This window comes from Flavonifractor plautii ATCC 29863 (assembly GCF_000239295.1).
Lineage (GTDB): Bacteria > Bacillota > Clostridia > Oscillospirales > Oscillospiraceae > Flavonifractor > Flavonifractor plautii.
Genome location: NZ_JH417703.1, coordinates 15,411 through 30,193 on the forward strand (window position 1 = coordinate 15,411; position 14,783 = coordinate 30,193).

The 14,783-nt window shown below is 63.9% G+C and carries 16 protein-coding genes; 6 read left to right on the forward strand and 10 right to left on the reverse strand.

What is annotated here, in order from left to right; genetic code table 11:
• Window positions 1-35 precede the first annotated feature (35 nt).
• On the reverse strand, window positions 36-680 hold the full coding sequence (locus tag HMPREF0372_RS06150; RefSeq protein WP_007489881.1) for a rubrerythrin: 645 nt from the start codon (window positions 678-680) through the stop codon (window positions 36-38).
• Between the two features lie 143 nt (window positions 681-823).
• Here HMPREF0372_RS06150 and HMPREF0372_RS06155 point away from each other — a divergent pair, with 143 nt between their 5' ends.
• The 3 genes from HMPREF0372_RS06155 to HMPREF0372_RS06165 are packed head-to-tail and all read left to right on the forward strand — an operon-like array spanning window position 824 to window position 2,878.
• On the forward strand, window positions 824-1,561 hold the full coding sequence (locus HMPREF0372_RS06155; protein ID WP_007489882.1) for an ABC transporter ATP-binding protein: 738 nt from the start codon (window positions 824-826) through the stop codon (window positions 1,559-1,561).
• Between the two features lie 2 nt (window positions 1,562-1,563).
• A complete protein-coding gene (locus HMPREF0372_RS06160; protein ID WP_007489883.1) occupies window positions 1,564-2,487 on the forward strand; it encodes a SufB/SufD family protein in 924 nt (307 codons plus the stop codon).
• Window positions 2,471-2,878, forward strand: coding sequence for a PaaI family thioesterase (locus tag HMPREF0372_RS06165; RefSeq protein ID WP_007489884.1), 408 nt, complete (start codon window positions 2,471-2,473; stop codon window positions 2,876-2,878). The genes HMPREF0372_RS06160 and HMPREF0372_RS06165 overlap by 17 nt, the downstream gene beginning before the upstream one ends.
• 44 nt (window positions 2,879-2,922) lie before the next feature.
• Here HMPREF0372_RS06165 and HMPREF0372_RS06170 read toward each other — a convergent pair whose 3' ends face one another.
• The gene (locus tag HMPREF0372_RS06170) at window positions 2,923-3,318 is read right to left on the reverse strand and encodes a hypothetical protein (RefSeq protein WP_007489885.1); all 396 of its coding nucleotides are present in this window, start codon (window positions 3,316-3,318) and stop codon (window positions 2,923-2,925) included.
• A 154-nt stretch (window positions 3,319-3,472) separates the two neighbouring features.
• Between HMPREF0372_RS06170 and HMPREF0372_RS06175 the strand changes: the two genes are divergently transcribed.
• The gene (locus HMPREF0372_RS06175) at window positions 3,473-3,991 is read left to right on the forward strand and encodes a TIGR04002 family protein (RefSeq protein WP_007489887.1); all 519 of its coding nucleotides are present in this window, start codon (window positions 3,473-3,475) and stop codon (window positions 3,989-3,991) included.
• A 94-nt stretch (window positions 3,992-4,085) separates the two neighbouring features.
• Window positions 4,086-4,430: a TIGR04076 family protein gene (locus tag HMPREF0372_RS06180; RefSeq protein ID WP_007489889.1), complete on the forward strand. Its 345-nt coding sequence runs from the start codon at window positions 4,086-4,088 to the stop codon at window positions 4,428-4,430.
• A 56-nt stretch (window positions 4,431-4,486) separates the two neighbouring features.
• On the opposite strand, the gene HMPREF0372_RS06185 is transcribed toward HMPREF0372_RS06180, so the two are convergent.
• The 4 genes from HMPREF0372_RS06185 to HMPREF0372_RS06200 form a co-directional block, all read right to left on the reverse strand.
• Window positions 4,487-6,088: a peptide chain release factor 3 gene (locus HMPREF0372_RS06185; RefSeq protein ID WP_035299357.1), complete on the reverse strand. Its 1,602-nt coding sequence runs from the start codon at window positions 6,086-6,088 to the stop codon at window positions 4,487-4,489.
• 121 nt (window positions 6,089-6,209) lie between these two features.
• The gene (locus tag HMPREF0372_RS06190) at window positions 6,210-6,857 is read right to left on the reverse strand and encodes an HAD family hydrolase (RefSeq protein WP_007489893.1); all 648 of its coding nucleotides are present in this window, start codon (window positions 6,855-6,857) and stop codon (window positions 6,210-6,212) included.
• A 162-nt stretch (window positions 6,858-7,019) separates the two neighbouring features.
• Entirely contained in the window at window positions 7,020-9,425 is a 2,406-nt protein-coding gene (locus HMPREF0372_RS06195; RefSeq protein WP_155116978.1) for an S-layer homology domain-containing protein, read from the reverse strand.
• Window positions 9,426-9,619: 194 nt separating this feature from the next.
• On the reverse strand, window positions 9,620-11,095 hold the full coding sequence (locus tag HMPREF0372_RS06200) for an HAD family hydrolase (protein WP_007489895.1): 1,476 nt from the start codon (window positions 11,093-11,095) through the stop codon (window positions 9,620-9,622).
• Between the two features lie 353 nt (window positions 11,096-11,448).
• Between HMPREF0372_RS06200 and HMPREF0372_RS06205 the strand changes: the two genes are divergently transcribed.
• A complete protein-coding gene (locus HMPREF0372_RS06205; RefSeq protein ID WP_007489896.1) occupies window positions 11,449-11,643 on the forward strand; it encodes a hypothetical protein in 195 nt (64 codons plus the stop codon).
• 150 nt (window positions 11,644-11,793) lie between these two features.
• Here HMPREF0372_RS06205 and HMPREF0372_RS06210 read toward each other — a convergent pair whose 3' ends face one another.
• Genes HMPREF0372_RS06210 through HMPREF0372_RS06225 form a run of 4 tightly spaced genes read right to left on the reverse strand, consistent with a single transcriptional unit; the run spans window position 11,794 to window position 14,780 of the window.
• Window positions 11,794-13,926, reverse strand: a complete 2,133-nt coding sequence (locus HMPREF0372_RS06210; protein ID WP_007489897.1) for a heavy metal translocating P-type ATPase — start codon at window positions 13,924-13,926, stop codon at window positions 11,794-11,796.
• Window positions 13,927-13,933: 7 nt separating this feature from the next.
• Complete coding sequence (locus tag HMPREF0372_RS06215) at window positions 13,934-14,173, reverse strand: hypothetical protein (protein WP_007489898.1); 240 nt, start codon at window positions 14,171-14,173, stop codon at window positions 13,934-13,936.
• Window positions 14,170-14,556 (reverse strand): metal-dependent transcriptional regulator, encoded by a 387-nt coding sequence (locus HMPREF0372_RS06220; protein ID WP_007489899.1) that lies wholly within the window; start codon window positions 14,554-14,556, stop codon window positions 14,170-14,172. The genes HMPREF0372_RS06215 and HMPREF0372_RS06220 overlap by 4 nt, the downstream gene beginning before the upstream one ends.
• A gap of 14 nt (window positions 14,557-14,570) precedes the next feature.
• On the reverse strand, window positions 14,571-14,780 hold the full coding sequence (locus HMPREF0372_RS06225) for a hypothetical protein (protein WP_007489900.1): 210 nt from the start codon (window positions 14,778-14,780) through the stop codon (window positions 14,571-14,573).
• Window positions 14,781-14,783: the final 3 nt, after the last annotated feature.

Consider the following 14,783-nt stretch of genomic DNA (forward strand, 5'->3'; position numbering starts at 1 on the left):
CCGGCGCGCGGCAAAGCCGTGCGCCGGGGGTGTTCTTATAGCTGCTCCAGTACGCTGCGCAGGAGCCAGGCGTGGGAGTCCTCCTCCCCCGCCAGCTCCAGAAAAAGCTCGTGGAGGCAGGGATCGGCAGTCTCCGCCGCCGCGGTCTGGTAGGCGGCCGCCCCCCGCTGCTCCTCCATGAAGTGCTCCCGCAGGGCGGCGGAGAAGGGGGCGGGGGATGGATTGGGTACCCGGTCTACCGGCCAGTACCGCACCCCGGAGATGAGAAAATAGGCGGTGGAAAGCCGCTTGGCGTGGCGGCGTTCGTCGGCGGCGATGGTGGCCAGCACCCGCCCGCTGTTTCCCTGGGCCCGGCGGGATAGGGCCTGATAGGCCCTCCAATCCGCCAGTTCCCGGTCAATGAGCCGCTGGAGCTGGGCGCCGTACACCGCCGAGGACGCCCCCAGGCAGGGCACGTCGTGCTCTTCTCCCACCACGGGCCGGGAGGGCGCCTGTTCGCCGGCTGGAGCAGTATGTACCACGGCAGGCAGAGCCGCTGCGGGGGGCTGGACGGCCGGAGGGGCGGCGGCGTCCTCGCCCAGGGTAAAGGGGCAGTCGGGCCGGTCCTCGGGCATCACCCGCCGCCACACCCGCTCAAAGACCTCCTGGTCGCAGGAGCAGGGCAAATGATCTTGTTCCATAGACAAAGCCTCCTGATGATTTGGATTCACCTTATCCTATGCGAATAGTGTGGTTTTTGCGCCCGGCAGGGTTGTATTTTCCCCCCCGCCGTGATAAAATAATATCTCATGAGAAGAAGCATAGTACAAAGGAGAGACCGCGTATGCTGGAGATAAAGCATCTCAGCTACCAGGTGGAGGGGGAGTCCGGCGAGGAGCTGGGTATCCTCAACGACGTCTCCCTCACCGTAGCTGACCATCAGTTTGTGGTCATCACCGGCCCCAACGGGGGCGGCAAGACCACCCTGGCGAAGGCCATCATGGGCCTGGTGCGGCCCACCGGGGGCACCATCGCCTGGAATGGCACCGACATCACCGGCCTGGACATCACCCAGCGGGCCCGCCTGGGGGTGAGCTACGGCTTTCAGCAGCCGCCCCGCTTCAAGGGCCTGCGGGTGCGGGATCTGCTGGCCCTGGCCGCGGGCAGCGAGAAGCTGACCCGGGAGGAGGGTTGCCAGTATCTGACCCGGGTGGGCCTGTGCGCCGCCGACTATATCGACCGGGAGGTGGACGCCTCCCTGTCCGGTGGCGAGGTCAAGCGCATTGAGATCGCCACGATTCTCGCCCGCAAGTCGGGGCTGATGATCTTTGACGAGCCGGAGGCGGGCATCGACCTGTGGTCCTTTGCCAAGCTGACCGAGACCTTCAAGGCCATCCACCAGAAGCGGGAGGCCACGCTGATCGTCATCTCCCACCAGGAGCGCATCATTGACCTGGCCGACGAGATTGTGATGATCCGCGACGGGAAAATCGCCAAGCACGGGCCCAAGGACGAGATTTTCCCCCAGATCCTGGCCAACACCTCGGCCGGGTGCAGCTATATGTCGGAGGGGGCGAGGTAAGCATGGATCAGGCTGAGTGGAAACTGCTGAAAGAGATCGCGGAGCTGGAGAAGACCCCCCAGGGGGCCTACAACATCCGCCGCAACGGCGCGCTGGACTCCCGGAACAGCACCGCCAACATTGAGATCACCACCAAGACCGAGCCGGGCAAGTCGGGCATCGACATCCGCATCAAGCCGGGCACCAGGCACGAGTCGGTCCACATCCCGGTCATCATCAGCCAGACCGGGCTGAGCGAGATGGTATACAACGACTTCTTCATCGGCGAGGACTGCGATGTGGACATCGTGGCCGGCTGTGGCATCCACAACACCGGCTGCGAGACCAGCCAGCACGACGGCGTGCACACCTTCTACGTGGGCAAAAACTCCAAGGTCCGCTATGTGGAGCGCCACTACGGCGAGGGCCCCGGCACCGGCAAGCGCATCATGAACCCCCAGACCGTCGTGTATCTGGAGGAGGGGGCCACCATCAATCTGGAGAGCACCCAGATCCGCGGCGTGGACTCCACCAAGCGGGAGACGAAAATCGTGGTGGGGAAGGACGCCGAGGCCATCATCACCGAGAAGCTGCTCACCCACGGGGAGCAGACCGCCGAGAGCGATATGGAGATCATTCTGGACGGCGAGGGGGCCAACGGCCGGGTGGTGTCCCGCTCGGTGGCCCAGGACCAGTCCCAGCAGGTGTTCTACCCCAAGGTGACGGGCAACGCCAGGTGCTTCGGCCATGTGCAGTGCGACTCCATCATCATGGGCGACGCCAGAATTTCCTCCATCCCCGCCATCGTGGCCAACCATGTGGACGCCCAGCTCATTCACGAGGCGGCCATCGGACGCATCGCGGGCGACCAGATTCTCAAGCTCATGACCCTGGGCCTCACCGAGCAGGAGGCGGAGGAGAAGATTCTCGATGGATTCCTACAGTAAGCTTCTGGAGCTGGTGAATACCAGCGGCTGCTTCGCCCCCGCCAACCACATGTACGTCACCGAGCTGCGGCCGGATCACAGCGCCGTGGGCGTGCTGGAGGTGCAGCCCTCCAGCCTCAACCCCATGGGCATCGTCCACGGCGGGGCGCTGGTCACCCTGGCGGACACCGTGTGCGGCACGGCGGCCTTCACCACCGGGCACATGTGCGTCACCCTGGACTGCTCCATGCAGTATCTGGCCCCGGCGTCCGGAGCGCGCATCACCTGCACGGCCACGCCCAGGAAGCTGGGCAAAACCGTCCTGGTGTACGAGGCCGTGCTCACCGACGACACGGGCCGGACGGTGGCCACCGGGGTTTATACCTTTTTTGCCAAGGGGCCGGCAAACTGACCCGCATCCTCGACAGGCGCGCCGCAGGGCGCGCCTGCTTTATTTCAGATGACCTCCCCCGAGGCATCCCGGGTGCCCAGCAGGTCGTCCAGCCGCAGCAGGGCGGCGAGAAAGACAAACAGGGAGGCCCACAGGTTGGTGCACGCCGACCGCCGGGCCGCCGGCGTCCCACCCCGGGCGGTCTCCCGCTCTGTCTTGAGGGCCAGACAGAGGAAAAAGCCCAGCGCTCCCACCACCAGGGCCGAGGCGCTCAGGCGGATGGGGAACACCCGGGGCAGGGCGGCCGCCCCCTCGGCATCCCCCTGGAGGGTTCTGCACAGCCCCTCCCGCTGTATGCGCACCCCCCAGTAGGAGAGCAGCACCGACAGTACGATCAACAACAGAAACAGCAGGGATTCATCCACCGTCCTGAGCTGCTCCCGCAGGACTGTCTCTTCCATTTTTCCACCTCCCTGCCCTATTTTATGGGGATGGGGCAGGTTTTGTGTGTTTCCTCCGCCTCGCCTGACCTTTTAAAATAGATTTATTCTGATACTTTTAACAAGGTCAGACGGAGCGTACAATGGGGACAGACAAAAAAAGGAGGGAGCCCCTGTGCGCGAATCGAAAAAACTCCGGCTGCTCTGCCTGGCCGCCCTGTTCGCCGGAGCCATTGCGGTCACCACCGCCTATCTGCTCCATATCCCCATCCCCACCGGCGGCTACATCCACCTGGGAGACGCGCTGATCTACCTGGCGGCCTGTCTGCTGCCCGCCCCCTACGCCGTGGGCGCCGCCATGGTGGGGGCCGGGCTGGCGGATCTGCTCACCGCCCCTCTGTGGGTGGTCCCCACGCTGCTCATCAAGGCCCTGGTGGCCCTCCTGTTTACCAGCCGGGCCCCGCGGCTCCTCTGCCCCCGGAACGGGGCGGCCCTTCTGCTGGCCTGCCTGCTCTCCCCGGCGGCGTACGGCCTGGCCGCCTGCCTGCTGCTGGGCGGCGTCAACGCCTTCTGGCCCCAGTTCCTGGGCACGCTGGTACAGGCGGTGGGCAGCGGGGCGGTCTTTGCCGTCTTGGCGCTGGCCCTGGACCGGGCAGGCGGTAAAGCCAGGCTCGCTCCCCATAGCCAGGGCTGACTTTTCCACCCGTTTAGTCCCCCGTGTGGAAAACTTCCCCTTGCCCAATGCCCTTGAGCGGTGCTATCCTATTCTCACACGAGGAGGAATTGTCATGAAGCGCGTGAAAATTACCGTTCTGAAAACCACCCTGGACCGGGAGCTGGCAGAGGAATACGGCGCCGAGGGGCTGACGGCCTGTCCCATGCTGCGGGAAGGGCAGGTCTTTTACGCCGACTACGCCAAGCCGGAGGGCTTCTGTGACGAGGCGTGGAAGGCGGTCTACCAGTACGCCTTCGCCCTGGCCCACGGCGCGGGGGAGGGGCTGTTCTACTACGGAGACTGGATTCGCAAGCCCGGCGTGGCCATTTGTAGTTGCAACGACGGCCTGCGGCCCGTTATCTTCAAGCTGGAGGCCACGGACGAGGAGGCCGTCCCCAGCTACACCCCCGTGCGGTAACCGACGCGGCAAAAAACCGCCCCCCGGCGCAGGCCGGCGGGCGGTTTTTGATTTTATCAGAACTTGGTACCCCCGAACTCGTGGAAGGTGAGGTTCTTGTTCCGCTCCTCGGTCCAGCCGATGGCCCACTGGGAACCGAACAGCAGGAGCTGGTTGCCCTTGTAGTCCTCCACCAGCTTCACGTCGGTGCCCAGGATGAGATCCTCCTCCTTGACCGGCTCGCCGTCGTCGGTCTCGATCCACCGCAGGTATTCGTAGGGCAGGCCCTCCATATAGAGCTCCACGTTGTACTCGTTCTTGAGGCGGTACTCCAGCACGTCGAACTGGAGGGTGCCCACCACGCCCACGATGACCTCCTCCATGCCGGTGTAGGGGGTCTTAAAGATCTGAATAGCGCCCTCCTGGGCGATCTGCTCCATTCCCTTCAAAAACTGCTTGCGCTTCATGGTATCCAGGGAGCGCACCCGCTTGAAGTGCTCGGGGGCGAAGGTGGGGATGGGGTCGAAGCGGAACTTTTTGCCCGGGGCGCACAGGGTGTCGCCGATGGAGAAGATGCCCGGGTCAAACACGCCGATGATGTCGCCGGCGTAGGCCTCCTCGATGATCTCCCGCTCGGCCGCCATGAGCTGCTGGGGCCGGGACAGGCGGAGCTTCTTGCCGCCCTGGACATGGTACACCTCCTTATCCGCGTCAAAGCGGCCGGAGACGATGCGCATAAAGGCGATGCGGTCCCGGTGGGCCTTGTTCATGTTGGCCTGGATCTTGAACACAAACGCGGAGAAGTCGTCGTCCAGGGAGTCCACCACCAGCTCGCCCGCCCGCCGGGGCAGGGGGGCGGTGGTCATCTGGAGGAAGTGCTCCAGGAAGGGCTCCACGCCGAAGTTGGTGAGGGCGGAGCCGAAAAACACCGGGGAGAGCTTGCCGTGGCGCACCCGGTCCAGATCAAACGCGGCGGCCGCGCCGTCCAGCAGCTCGATCTCGTCGGTGAGCTGCTGGTGGAGCCGCTCGCCGATCAGTCCGTCCAGGTTGGGATCGCCCAGCTCCACCTCGGTGGCGGTGGCCGCCTTGGCTCCGCCGTTGGAGGTGAAGTGGATAATCTTGCGGCTGCCCCGGTCATATACGCCCTGGAAGTCCTTGCCGCAGCCGATGGGCCAGTTCACCGGGTAGGTCTCGATGCCCAGCTCCTTCTCCAGCTCCTCCAGCAGCTCGAAGGAGTCCCGCGCCTCCCGATCCATCTTGTTGATAAAGGTGAAGATGGGGATGTCCCGCATGGCGCACACCTTGAACAGCTTGCGGGTCTGGGCCTCCACGCCCTTGGCCGCGTCAATGACCATCACCGCGCTGTCGGCGGCCATGAGGGTGCGGTAGGTGTCCTCGGAGAAGTCCTGGTGGCCGGGGGTGTCCAGGATGTTGATGCAGTAGCCCTCGTACTGGAACTGCATGACGGAGGAGGTGACCGAGATGCCGCGCTGCTTCTCAATCTCCATCCAGTCGGAGGTGGCGGCCCGGGTGTTCTTTTTGCCCTTGACCTGCCCGGCCTGGGCAATGGCCCCGCCGTAGAGCAGGAATTTCTCGGTCAGGGTGGTCTTGCCGGCGTCCGGGTGGCTGATGATGGCAAAGGTACGCCGGCGGTTGATTTCTTTCTCGTATTGTGACAAGGTAATGTCCTCCTTGATAGAGTTGGTGCATGGGTGCCGGGCGGATGTGGGCATCCGCCCCTACGGCTGGAACAGGCCCGCATTTGGACGTTGTAGGGGGCGATGCCTACATCGCCCCGCCTTACGGCGGAGTGAGGCGGCGGATGGCGTCCGGGATCGCCTCAAAGGCGGCCACCGAGGGCACAGGGCGGTCAATGCGCCCGAAGCCGTAGGCGGCATGGAGGAAGGGAACCCCCGCCTTGGAGGCGGCGTCATAGTCCCCCTGGGTGTCCCCGATGTAGAGGGGCCGCCTCAGGCCGTTCCGCTCCGCCACCAGGGCGATGTTGTCCGCCTTGGGCAACCCCGTGCGGCCGGGGTTTTCGTAGTCCGTAAAATAGCGCCCCAGTCCGTGGGCCCGGAAAAAGGCCTCAATATACCCGTCCTGGCAGTTGCTGACGAGAAAGAGGGGCCAGCGGGCGGAGAGCGCCGCCAGGGTCTGCTCCACCCCGGGGTAGAGGACGCCCCCGTGGGCGGCCACATAGGCGTTTTCCTCCGACAGCACCTCCTCCAGAATGGGCTTCATCCGCTCCTGGTCCAGCTCCGGCACCAGGCGGTGGAGGATATCGGGCAGCAGCATCCCCATACACGGCAGCAGCCGCGCCCGGGTCACGGTGCCGGCATACTCCGGCGCAAGCCGCTCCAGGGCCCGGTTCCAGGAGATGCAGATGGCATCCACCGAATCCCACAGGGTCCCGTCCAGATCAAACAGAAGTCCGTCAAACACGTCCATCCCCCCGGTTCCGTCTCACAAAAACGACCACATCCGAAGGGATGCAGCCGATACCAATACCTTGATACTATATCATACCCAAGCCGCCCTTTTCAAGCCTCCCTGTCCCATATTTTGCACAAAAAGCCGGGGCCGCTGGGCGGCCCCGGCTTGGGAGCTGGGTTACAGGGTGAGGGCGCGGTGGAGAATGACGGCCATCTCCGCCCGGTTCAGGGTTCCGGTGGGGTTGAGCTTGCCCTGCTCGTTGCCCTGGATCACGCCGGCCTGGGCCATGGCGGCCATGGCCGTGCGGGCGTAGTCCGCCACGGAGGCCCCATCCGGGAAGCGGCTCAGGTAGCTGTCATAGGCGTTGGGCACAGACCGGTTGACGGCCTGCATGGCCCGCAGGAGGAACACCATGGCGTCCTGCCGGGTGACGGGGTCGTTGGGGCGGAAGCTCCCGTCCGCCTCGGCGGTGGCGATGCCCAAAGCCTTGGCATGGGCCAGGGCCTCGGCGTAGTAGCTGCCGGCGGCCACGTCAGTAAAGTTGCCTGCGGCGGCGGTGCTGCTGAAGCCAAAGGTGCGGTAGAGCATCAGGATATAGTCGCCGCGGGTGAGGGTGGAGGCGGGGCTGAAGGTGGCGCCGTCGCCCGTACCGGTGGTAATGCCGTAGGCGGCCAGGAATTCCACGGAAGCTCCCGCCCAACTGTTATAGCTGCCCATGTCGCTGAAGCGGGAGGAGGCGGAGGGCGTGACCATCACCTGAACGGTGCCGGTATACTCGATGCCGTCGGCATCGGTACCCACATAGGGGATGGTTACAACGCCGCTGTAACCCGCCTTGGGCAGGAAGGTGACCTCGCCCAGCAGGTAGACGCCGCCCACGGAGTAGTCCACGGTGGAAACCACCTCGCCGCGGTACTGGGTGGGAGTGTGGAAGTTGTAGTAGAGCTGCCCGCCGGTGGTGTCGGGGGCGGGGAACCGGACGGAGGTCAGGGCCTTGCCGCCCCGGGCCGCGCAGGCGGCGGTAAAGTCGGCGGCGTTGAAGTCCACGGCCAGGCCGGTGGAGGTGTAGGTGATGATGGTGGGCTCACTCAGCGTCACATAGGTCAGCTTGACCTCGCCGTAGAAGGACTTGCCGTTGGTGGCCTCCCCCTCAAAGGGGATGCGCACGGAGCTGCCAGTGCCGCTGCCGGGGACAAAGGAAACCTGGTCCAGCCGGGGAGAGGAGGCGCGGTAATAACGGCCGGAGCCCACCTCAGACTCGCCGGACTCGCCGTGCTGGTAGTACAGATAGCCGCCGCGGCCGGAGTCGTAATCAAAGATCACATAGTTCAGATTGGCGCCGGTCTCCTTCACGCAGGCCTCGTTGAACGCGTCCGTCTGGAAGTTGACGGTGGAACCGTTGCCGGCCTGGAGCTCCACGGTAATGTCGGCGCCGCCGGCATCGCCCACCCGAATGACCAGCTCGCCGGCGAACTTGTCGCCGTCGTCCGCCCTGCCCTCAAAGGGGATGGTGACCGCCCCTTCAAAATTGCGCTTGGGTACGAAGGTCAGGTCGTCGATCTCGTCGTGGCGGATTTCCTCGTCCTCGTCAATCTCCTCCTGATCCCGCTTGTCATAGTCCCGGTAGAGGGTGCCCTCCCGGGAGGAGGGCAGATCGGTGAACCAGACCCGTCCCACCTCGGTACCGCTGGTCTCGTCGTAGACGAACTCGTCGAAGTCGTCATAGTCGAAGTCCACCGTGTCGTTGACGTCCACATCGTACGTCACGTCGCCCCTGGCGGCGCTGCTGCTCCGGCCGCCGCCCACCTCGATGACCAGGTCGCCGTAGAACTTATCCCGGGCGTCCGACCGGCCCTCGAAGGACAGGGTAACCGTCCCCTCATAATTCCGCTTGGGCACAAAGGTCAGGTCGTCGATCTCGTCCCGGTCGAACTCCTCTTCCTCCTCTACTTCGCGTTCACTGGAGTAGCCATAGTCGTAGTAGAGGGTGCCCTTGCTGGAGGAGGGCAGGTCGGTGAAGAAGATGTAATCGACCTCGGTGCCGTCCGACTCGTCGTAGGCATAGTCGTCAAAATCGTCCACGTCCAGATCCACGGCGTCGTTGACATCCACCTCATAGGTCACTTCGCCGTCAGAGGATGAACGCCCTGTGCCATTGACCTCAATATAAAGTGTACCAGAAAAATTCTCACCCTGGTCGGACTCACCGCTAAAACCGATCGTTACGGAACCATCGTAGTCCTCATCTGGCACAAAGGCGAGATCATCTAGGTCTCTGCGGGTAAAGCTCTCTCGCTTTTCGACCTCATATTCGTCTCGGCCGTCATAGTCAAAATATAGCACACCCTTACTGGACGAGGGTAAGTTTGTAAACCAGAGCTCATCCACCTCGGTACCCTGTGACGTTTCGTCATACACAAATTTATCGAAGTCCTCCTTTTCCAAGTAGAGGACCTCATCCGCATCCACCTCGTATTCTACATTTCGGCTCGCCGCCGTGGCCCCGGGTACCAGGCTCGTTAAAAGGGCCAGACTCATACCCGCGGACAGCAGCCGGGCAAGCCCTCTATGGGTTCGCTTCATGTTCATTCTCTCCTTCCAATGCAGGTTTTTTCTTGGTTATATATTCCATTATCCAACATTACAGACGAAATGTCCAGAGCAAGGTTCCCGGTTTTCATTAAAAAAATCTTAAAGTTTGATCAGAACAGCCGGGAGGGAGCCCGCAGGCTCCACTCCCGGCTGCCGCCGTATATGAAATTGCGCTTATGCCTGCCTTACTCGGCGGGGCGGACCAGCACCTCGTCGGTCTCACCCAGCAGGATGGACTTCTCGCTGGGGCGCAGTTCGCCGGTGTTCTCGTCGCGGCCCTGGAGGACAAAGCGGGCGTCAGGATCGCCGATGGACTGGGCGGCCTCGTTGGAGCCCTGCCAGATGGGGTCGCTGCCGGGCTTGCGGTAACGGTTGAAGATGACGCCCAGCTCGGTGTCGCCGCTCTCCATCCAGTCGGTCATCATGTTCCAGTCGCCGGAGCTGTCGCCAAAGACCATCAGGGGGCCGGCGTTGTCATACTGGGGCGCGATGAAGTTGGTGATAATGGTGCTCTTGCCCTCACCCTGGGTCTGGGCGTACTTGCCCTCGCCGCCCCAGTCGTAGTTATACTCGTTAATGTAGCGGCCGTCCTCGCCCAGCTTGTTGCGCATGGCGTAGACGTGGTCCTCGGGCAGGTTGTAGCCCATGGTCTCATTGGCGGCCAGCACGGTGTCGATGGGGGAGGCGGAGACGATATACACGTCGATGCCGTTGGCCTGGAGGGTGGCATACAGGTCCTTCAGCTCGTCGGTAAAGGTCAGGCCGGTGATAAAGTCAATCGAGACAATGCCGGTCTTGCCGGGCAGCTCCACGGGAGAGGTCCAGGTTTCCTCGGCATAGCGGCCGTAGTCTGCCCAATACTGGTGGGAGGCGGCAGCCAGCTTCTGCACCTCGTCGGGGGTCATGCCGGTGAACAGATAGCCAACCCAGGGGTAAGAGACGGCGTGATCAAAGTAGTCGCCCAGGTTGCCGTACATGAAGCGCAGCTTGGCGGCGAAGTCCTGGTACTGGTTGGACGCGTGGATGTAGTTGAGGTCCTTGTCCCCCTCAAAGCCCTCGTAGTTGGCATAGATCCACTCGTAATCGCTGGTGATGTCGGCCACCAGGGTGGCGGGGGTGATGTTCTTGCCGTCCAGGCTGGTGCCCATGGACTTGTTCAGGTCGGGAATGCCGGTCTCCAGAACGGCCTCCATGTCGGCGGGGTCGATCTTGAATTGCAGGTTCTCAATCTGGTAGATGAGCAGGGCCTCCTGAATGTCGAAGATAACGGAGGTGTTGTCAAAGTCAAAGACCACGTACTTGCCCTGGTTGGCGTTCTCGTCAATCACGGCCTGGATGCGGGCGCGGGTAGCGGGGGCCCAGTTGCCGGTGATGAGCTGGGTGGCGTCGGGCTTGTAGTGGGAGCCGGTGTCGATGGCCGCAGTGTCGGTAGCCTTATCCCAGGTCAGGCCCACGTCCAGCGCGCTGGCGAAATCGCGCAGCTTGTAATAGTTGTTGCCGTTGTCAATATTGTATCCCTCGACAGCGGCCGCCTTACCGTCCACCGTGACCTTGGTGGAGGCGGGCACCAGAGAACTGGCTGCCAGCGCCGCAGGAATGCTCAGGCCCATGGTGAGGGTGAGCCCCAGAGCGATCAGTTTGGATGGCTTATGGGATTTCATTTCATGTTTCCTCCTCTTTTTCTTTCCTTGCGACCGGGAGTCCTCCGGCGCGGAGTCTCCAGTGGTCAGAGCCCCGACCCCGCAAGGTGTTTTGCATGATACCATGAGCATCTTCCAATTGCAACCATGCTCACATTATTCTGCCTTTTGCCCGATTTCAGCCACTCCATTTTGTTTAGATTGTATATATTTATCCTCTTATTTGTCATTATTTTTAGTTAGCATGCTCTACAAATGCGGTAAACTCCAATTATTTACCTCCCTTTTACAGCACCATGGTGGCAGTTGGGCTCTGATCCGGCCTACACTGGACGGGAACCGTACCTCCCGCCCCCGCAGAAAGGAGAACCCCCATGCTTCCCTGTCAGAGCCAATGTCCCTCCTACCACAGCGGCTGCCACAAGAGCTGCGCCTGCTGGAAGGCCTTTCAGGAGCGCCAGCGCCTCCAGCGCCAGGCAAAAAAGAAGTATCTGAAGTTCTACGGCGCGCTGTGCGCCCAATCCCTCCGCCAGCTCACTGCCGGACAGTCCCGCCGTCCGGCGTGGTGACTGCATGCCCGCGCTCTCCTGTCACGGCGGCGGCAAAGGCCCCTCTCCGCCGGACGGCGGGGAGGGGCCTTCTCTGCCTTGCTTTACTTGCGGCGCTTGCCGGTGTAGATGCACATGAGCATACAGAACACGGCGCCCCAAGCCCAGAATCTATGCTGTTTCATTGCCAGGCTCCTTTCCCTGGGCCCTGCGCCCGCCGGGCGCGGGCAGATAGGGCCGCATGCTGGCGGCGCTGATGGCCATGGTAGAGGCATTGTGCAGCAGGGCCGTGGTGGTCGGCGGCAGTATGCCGAAAATCCCCAGCGCCAGCAGGCTGGTGTTGATGGTCAAAATCGACCTGTAGTTGCGGTTAATGCGCTCCAGCATCCGCTGGGAGAGGCGGCGCAGGGCGGCCAGCTCCCGCAGATCGGAGGAGAGGAGGGTAATATCCGCCACCTCCCGGGCCAGGTCGGAGGCATCCCTCATGGCCACGGATACATCCGCGGCGGCCAGGGCGGGGGAGTCGTTGACCCCGTCGCCCACCATGATGAGCCTGCTGCCGCCCTCCTTGTAGCCCTCGATCAGGGAGGCCTTGTCGGCTGGGAGCACCTGGGCGCGGAACGTGTCGATGCCCAGCCGCTCACACACCGCCCGGGCGGCGGTCTCCTGGTCGCCGGTGAGCATGATCACCCGGCGCACCCCCAGCGCCCGCAGGGCGGCGATGGCCTCAGCGGCCTCGGGGCGGGGCGGATCGCTGATCAACAGCACGCCGGCCAGCCTGCCGCCGATGGCCAGATAGAGCACCGAACGGCCGCGGGCGGCCGCGGCGATCCGCCTAGCCTGTTCGTCGGTACAGGCAACGCCCTCGTCCTCGAAGATGAAGTGGCGGCTGCCGATGAGGGCCCGCTCCCCCTCCAGGGTGGTGGCCACGCCGTGGGCCACCACATACTCCACCTCGGCGTGGCGCTCCTCGTGGTTGAGGCCCCGCTCCTCGGCGGCGCGGGTGACGGCCCGGGCCATGCTGTGGGGGAAGTGCTCCTCGATGCAGGCCGCGCACCGCAGCAGCTCGTCCTCCCCCCGGCCGGTGAAGTCCAGAACCTCCTCCACCCGGGGGCAGGCGGCGGTGAGGGTGCCGGTTTTGTCGAATACGATGGTATCCGCCTCGGCAAAGGCCTCCAGGTATTTGCCGCCCTTGACCATAATACGGCGGGCGGAGGCCTCCCGCATGGCGGAGATGATGGAGATGGGGGTGGACAGCTTGATGGCGCAGGAGTAGTCCACCATCAGTACGGACAGAGCCCGGGTCACATTCCGGGTCAGCAGGCCCACCGCCAGGGCCCCGGCAAAGCTGAAGGGCACGATGGCGTCGGCCAGCCGCTCGGCCTGGCTCTGGGCTCCGGCCTTCAGCGCCTCGGAATTCTCAATGAGGCCCACGATCTGCTGAATCCGGCTCTCGCCGGCCAGGGCCGCGGCCTGGATGACCAGACTGCCCTCCTCCAGCACGGTGCCGGCGTAGACGGTGGAGCCCTGGCGCTTGTGGACGGGGAGGGGCTCGCCGGTCATGGACGCCTCATTCACCATGGCGTCGCCGTCTGTGACAGTGCCGTCCACCGGGATCAGGGCGCCGGAGCGCACCCGGATACGCTCCCCCAGAGCCAGGCGGCCCATGGGGATGGATTCCTCGGAGCCGTCCTCCGCCACCCGCCACACGGTGTCCACGTGGATGGCCAAGCTCTGGGTCAGGGTGGTCTGGGTGCGCTTGCGGGTGTAGTCCTCCAGTAGGGCGGACAGGCCCAGCAGGAACATGACCGAGCCGGCGGTGGACCACTCCCGCCGGGCGATGGCTCCGGCGATGGAGGCCGCATCCAGCACGGCCACGTCCAGCCGCCCCCCGCCCAGGCTTCTCAGGCCCTCCCGCCAGTAGCCCGCCGCGTTCCACAGAGTCACGGCGCAGCGGACAGGGAAGGGGAAAAACCACTTTTTCAGGAAATGGCGGGCGGCCATGGAAAGGAGCCGGCCCAGAAACAGGCTGTCCACCTGGCGGAGCTGGTCATCGTCGGCGGCGGTCCCCACCGGCAGGGCGTCCCGCCGGAGCCCCCGGAGTACTGCCAGGGCCTCCGCCCGGCCCTCCCCCTCGTAGCACACCAGCACGCTGCCATTGAGCGCACAGGTGACGGCCTCCCGCACGCCCGGACGGCCCAGGAGCAGGGCGGCAATGCCGTAGCCCTGCTCCTGGGTAAACGCATCCGGGCCGAAGCGCACCCGAAGGCGGCCGGGCTGGTCGTATGCGATGCGATATCTCATGGCTGCGTTACGCCTCTTCGGCGGTCTCCTGGGCCGCCTTCTGCTTGGCCTCCGCACACAGATCCTGAGCGTCCTCCTTCATGTTCTGGAGGGTCACCCTGGCGTCCTGCTGGAGCTTCATGCCCTTGGCCATGCCGGCCACGCAGAGCTCACGGGTCTTGGGGGACTTGGCAACCTTGGCTCCCACCAGGGCGGCGGCCACGCCGCCGGCAAAGCAGAGGACCTTCGGATTCTGATACCACTTCATGATTGGAAAACTTCCTTTCTCTGTCTGTCTGGAACATGGATGGGCTCAAAACAGTGGCGGGGCAGCTCGGAGACTGCCGCGCAGGCGGCCTTCCACGCCTCCTCATAGGACAGCTCCATCCGGTTTTGCAGCGTCTCGGCCAGTTTGTCCGTCTGGCTGGCCAGCACCCGGGCCCACCGGCAGCCGTCGTCGGTCAGGTGTACCTTGCCGTACCGCTCCTTGGTCACCAGGCGCTTGTCTGTCAGAATGGACATCATGCTGGTGACGGAGGCGCGGGACACGTCCAGGGTCTGGGCGATATCCTTGGAGGACACCTCCAGCCGGGCCTGCGAGAGGTGGTAGATGGTCAAAAGATAGCGTACGTTGGTATTGGTCAGCTCCATGTATGACTCCTTAACTAAGGGGCGCCAGCCGCGCCCCGGCGTGTCGGCGGTTGCTTCTCAGGGTGGCACAGCCCGGACGAGGCGCAGTGGCCGCACCCTCCGCCGCAGGAGCCCCCGCAGGAGCAGGAGCTCTTGCCATGGCGGCGGTTGTAAATGCCCTTTCCCACAATGGCCGCAAACACGGCCAGAATGATCAGGCCAATGATAATTGTTGGTGCATTCATAGG

What these genes read in the sequence shown, in the direction of transcription:
- HMPREF0372_RS06150 (WP_007489881.1), bottom strand. Translation starts at nt 680, where the DNA reads ATGGAACAAGATCATTTGCCCTGCTCCTGCGACCAGGAGGTCTTTGAG.
- HMPREF0372_RS06155 (WP_007489882.1), top strand. Translation starts at nt 824, where the DNA reads ATGCTGGAGATAAAGCATCTCAGCTACCAGGTGGAGGGGGAGTCCGGC.
- HMPREF0372_RS06160 (WP_007489883.1), top strand. Translation starts at nt 1,564, where the DNA reads ATGGATCAGGCTGAGTGGAAACTGCTGAAAGAGATCGCGGAGCTGGAG.
- HMPREF0372_RS06165 (WP_007489884.1), top strand. Translation starts at nt 2,471, where the DNA reads ATGGATTCCTACAGTAAGCTTCTGGAGCTGGTGAATACCAGCGGCTGC.
- HMPREF0372_RS06170 (WP_007489885.1), bottom strand. Translation starts at nt 3,318, where the DNA reads ATGGAAGAGACAGTCCTGCGGGAGCAGCTCAGGACGGTGGATGAATCC.
- HMPREF0372_RS06180 (WP_007489889.1), top strand. Translation starts at nt 4,086, where the DNA reads ATGAAGCGCGTGAAAATTACCGTTCTGAAAACCACCCTGGACCGGGAG.
- HMPREF0372_RS06190 (WP_007489893.1), bottom strand. Translation starts at nt 6,857, where the DNA reads ATGGACGTGTTTGACGGACTTCTGTTTGATCTGGACGGGACCCTGTGG.
- HMPREF0372_RS06195 (WP_155116978.1), bottom strand. Translation starts at nt 9,425, where the DNA reads ATGAAGCGAACCCATAGAGGGCTTGCCCGGCTGCTGTCCGCGGGTATG.
- HMPREF0372_RS06200 (WP_007489895.1), bottom strand. Translation starts at nt 11,095, where the DNA reads ATGAAATCCCATAAGCCATCCAAACTGATCGCTCTGGGGCTCACCCTC.
- HMPREF0372_RS06205 (WP_007489896.1), top strand. Translation starts at nt 11,449, where the DNA reads ATGCTTCCCTGTCAGAGCCAATGTCCCTCCTACCACAGCGGCTGCCAC.
- HMPREF0372_RS06210 (WP_007489897.1), bottom strand. Translation starts at nt 13,926, where the DNA reads ATGAGATATCGCATCGCATACGACCAGCCCGGCCGCCTTCGGGTGCGC.
- HMPREF0372_RS06215 (WP_007489898.1), bottom strand. Translation starts at nt 14,173, where the DNA reads ATGAAGTGGTATCAGAATCCGAAGGTCCTCTGCTTTGCCGGCGGCGTG.
- HMPREF0372_RS06220 (WP_007489899.1), bottom strand. Translation starts at nt 14,556, where the DNA reads ATGGAGCTGACCAATACCAACGTACGCTATCTTTTGACCATCTACCAC.
- HMPREF0372_RS06225 (WP_007489900.1), bottom strand. Translation starts at nt 14,780, where the DNA reads ATGAATGCACCAACAATTATCATTGGCCTGATCATTCTGGCCGTGTTT.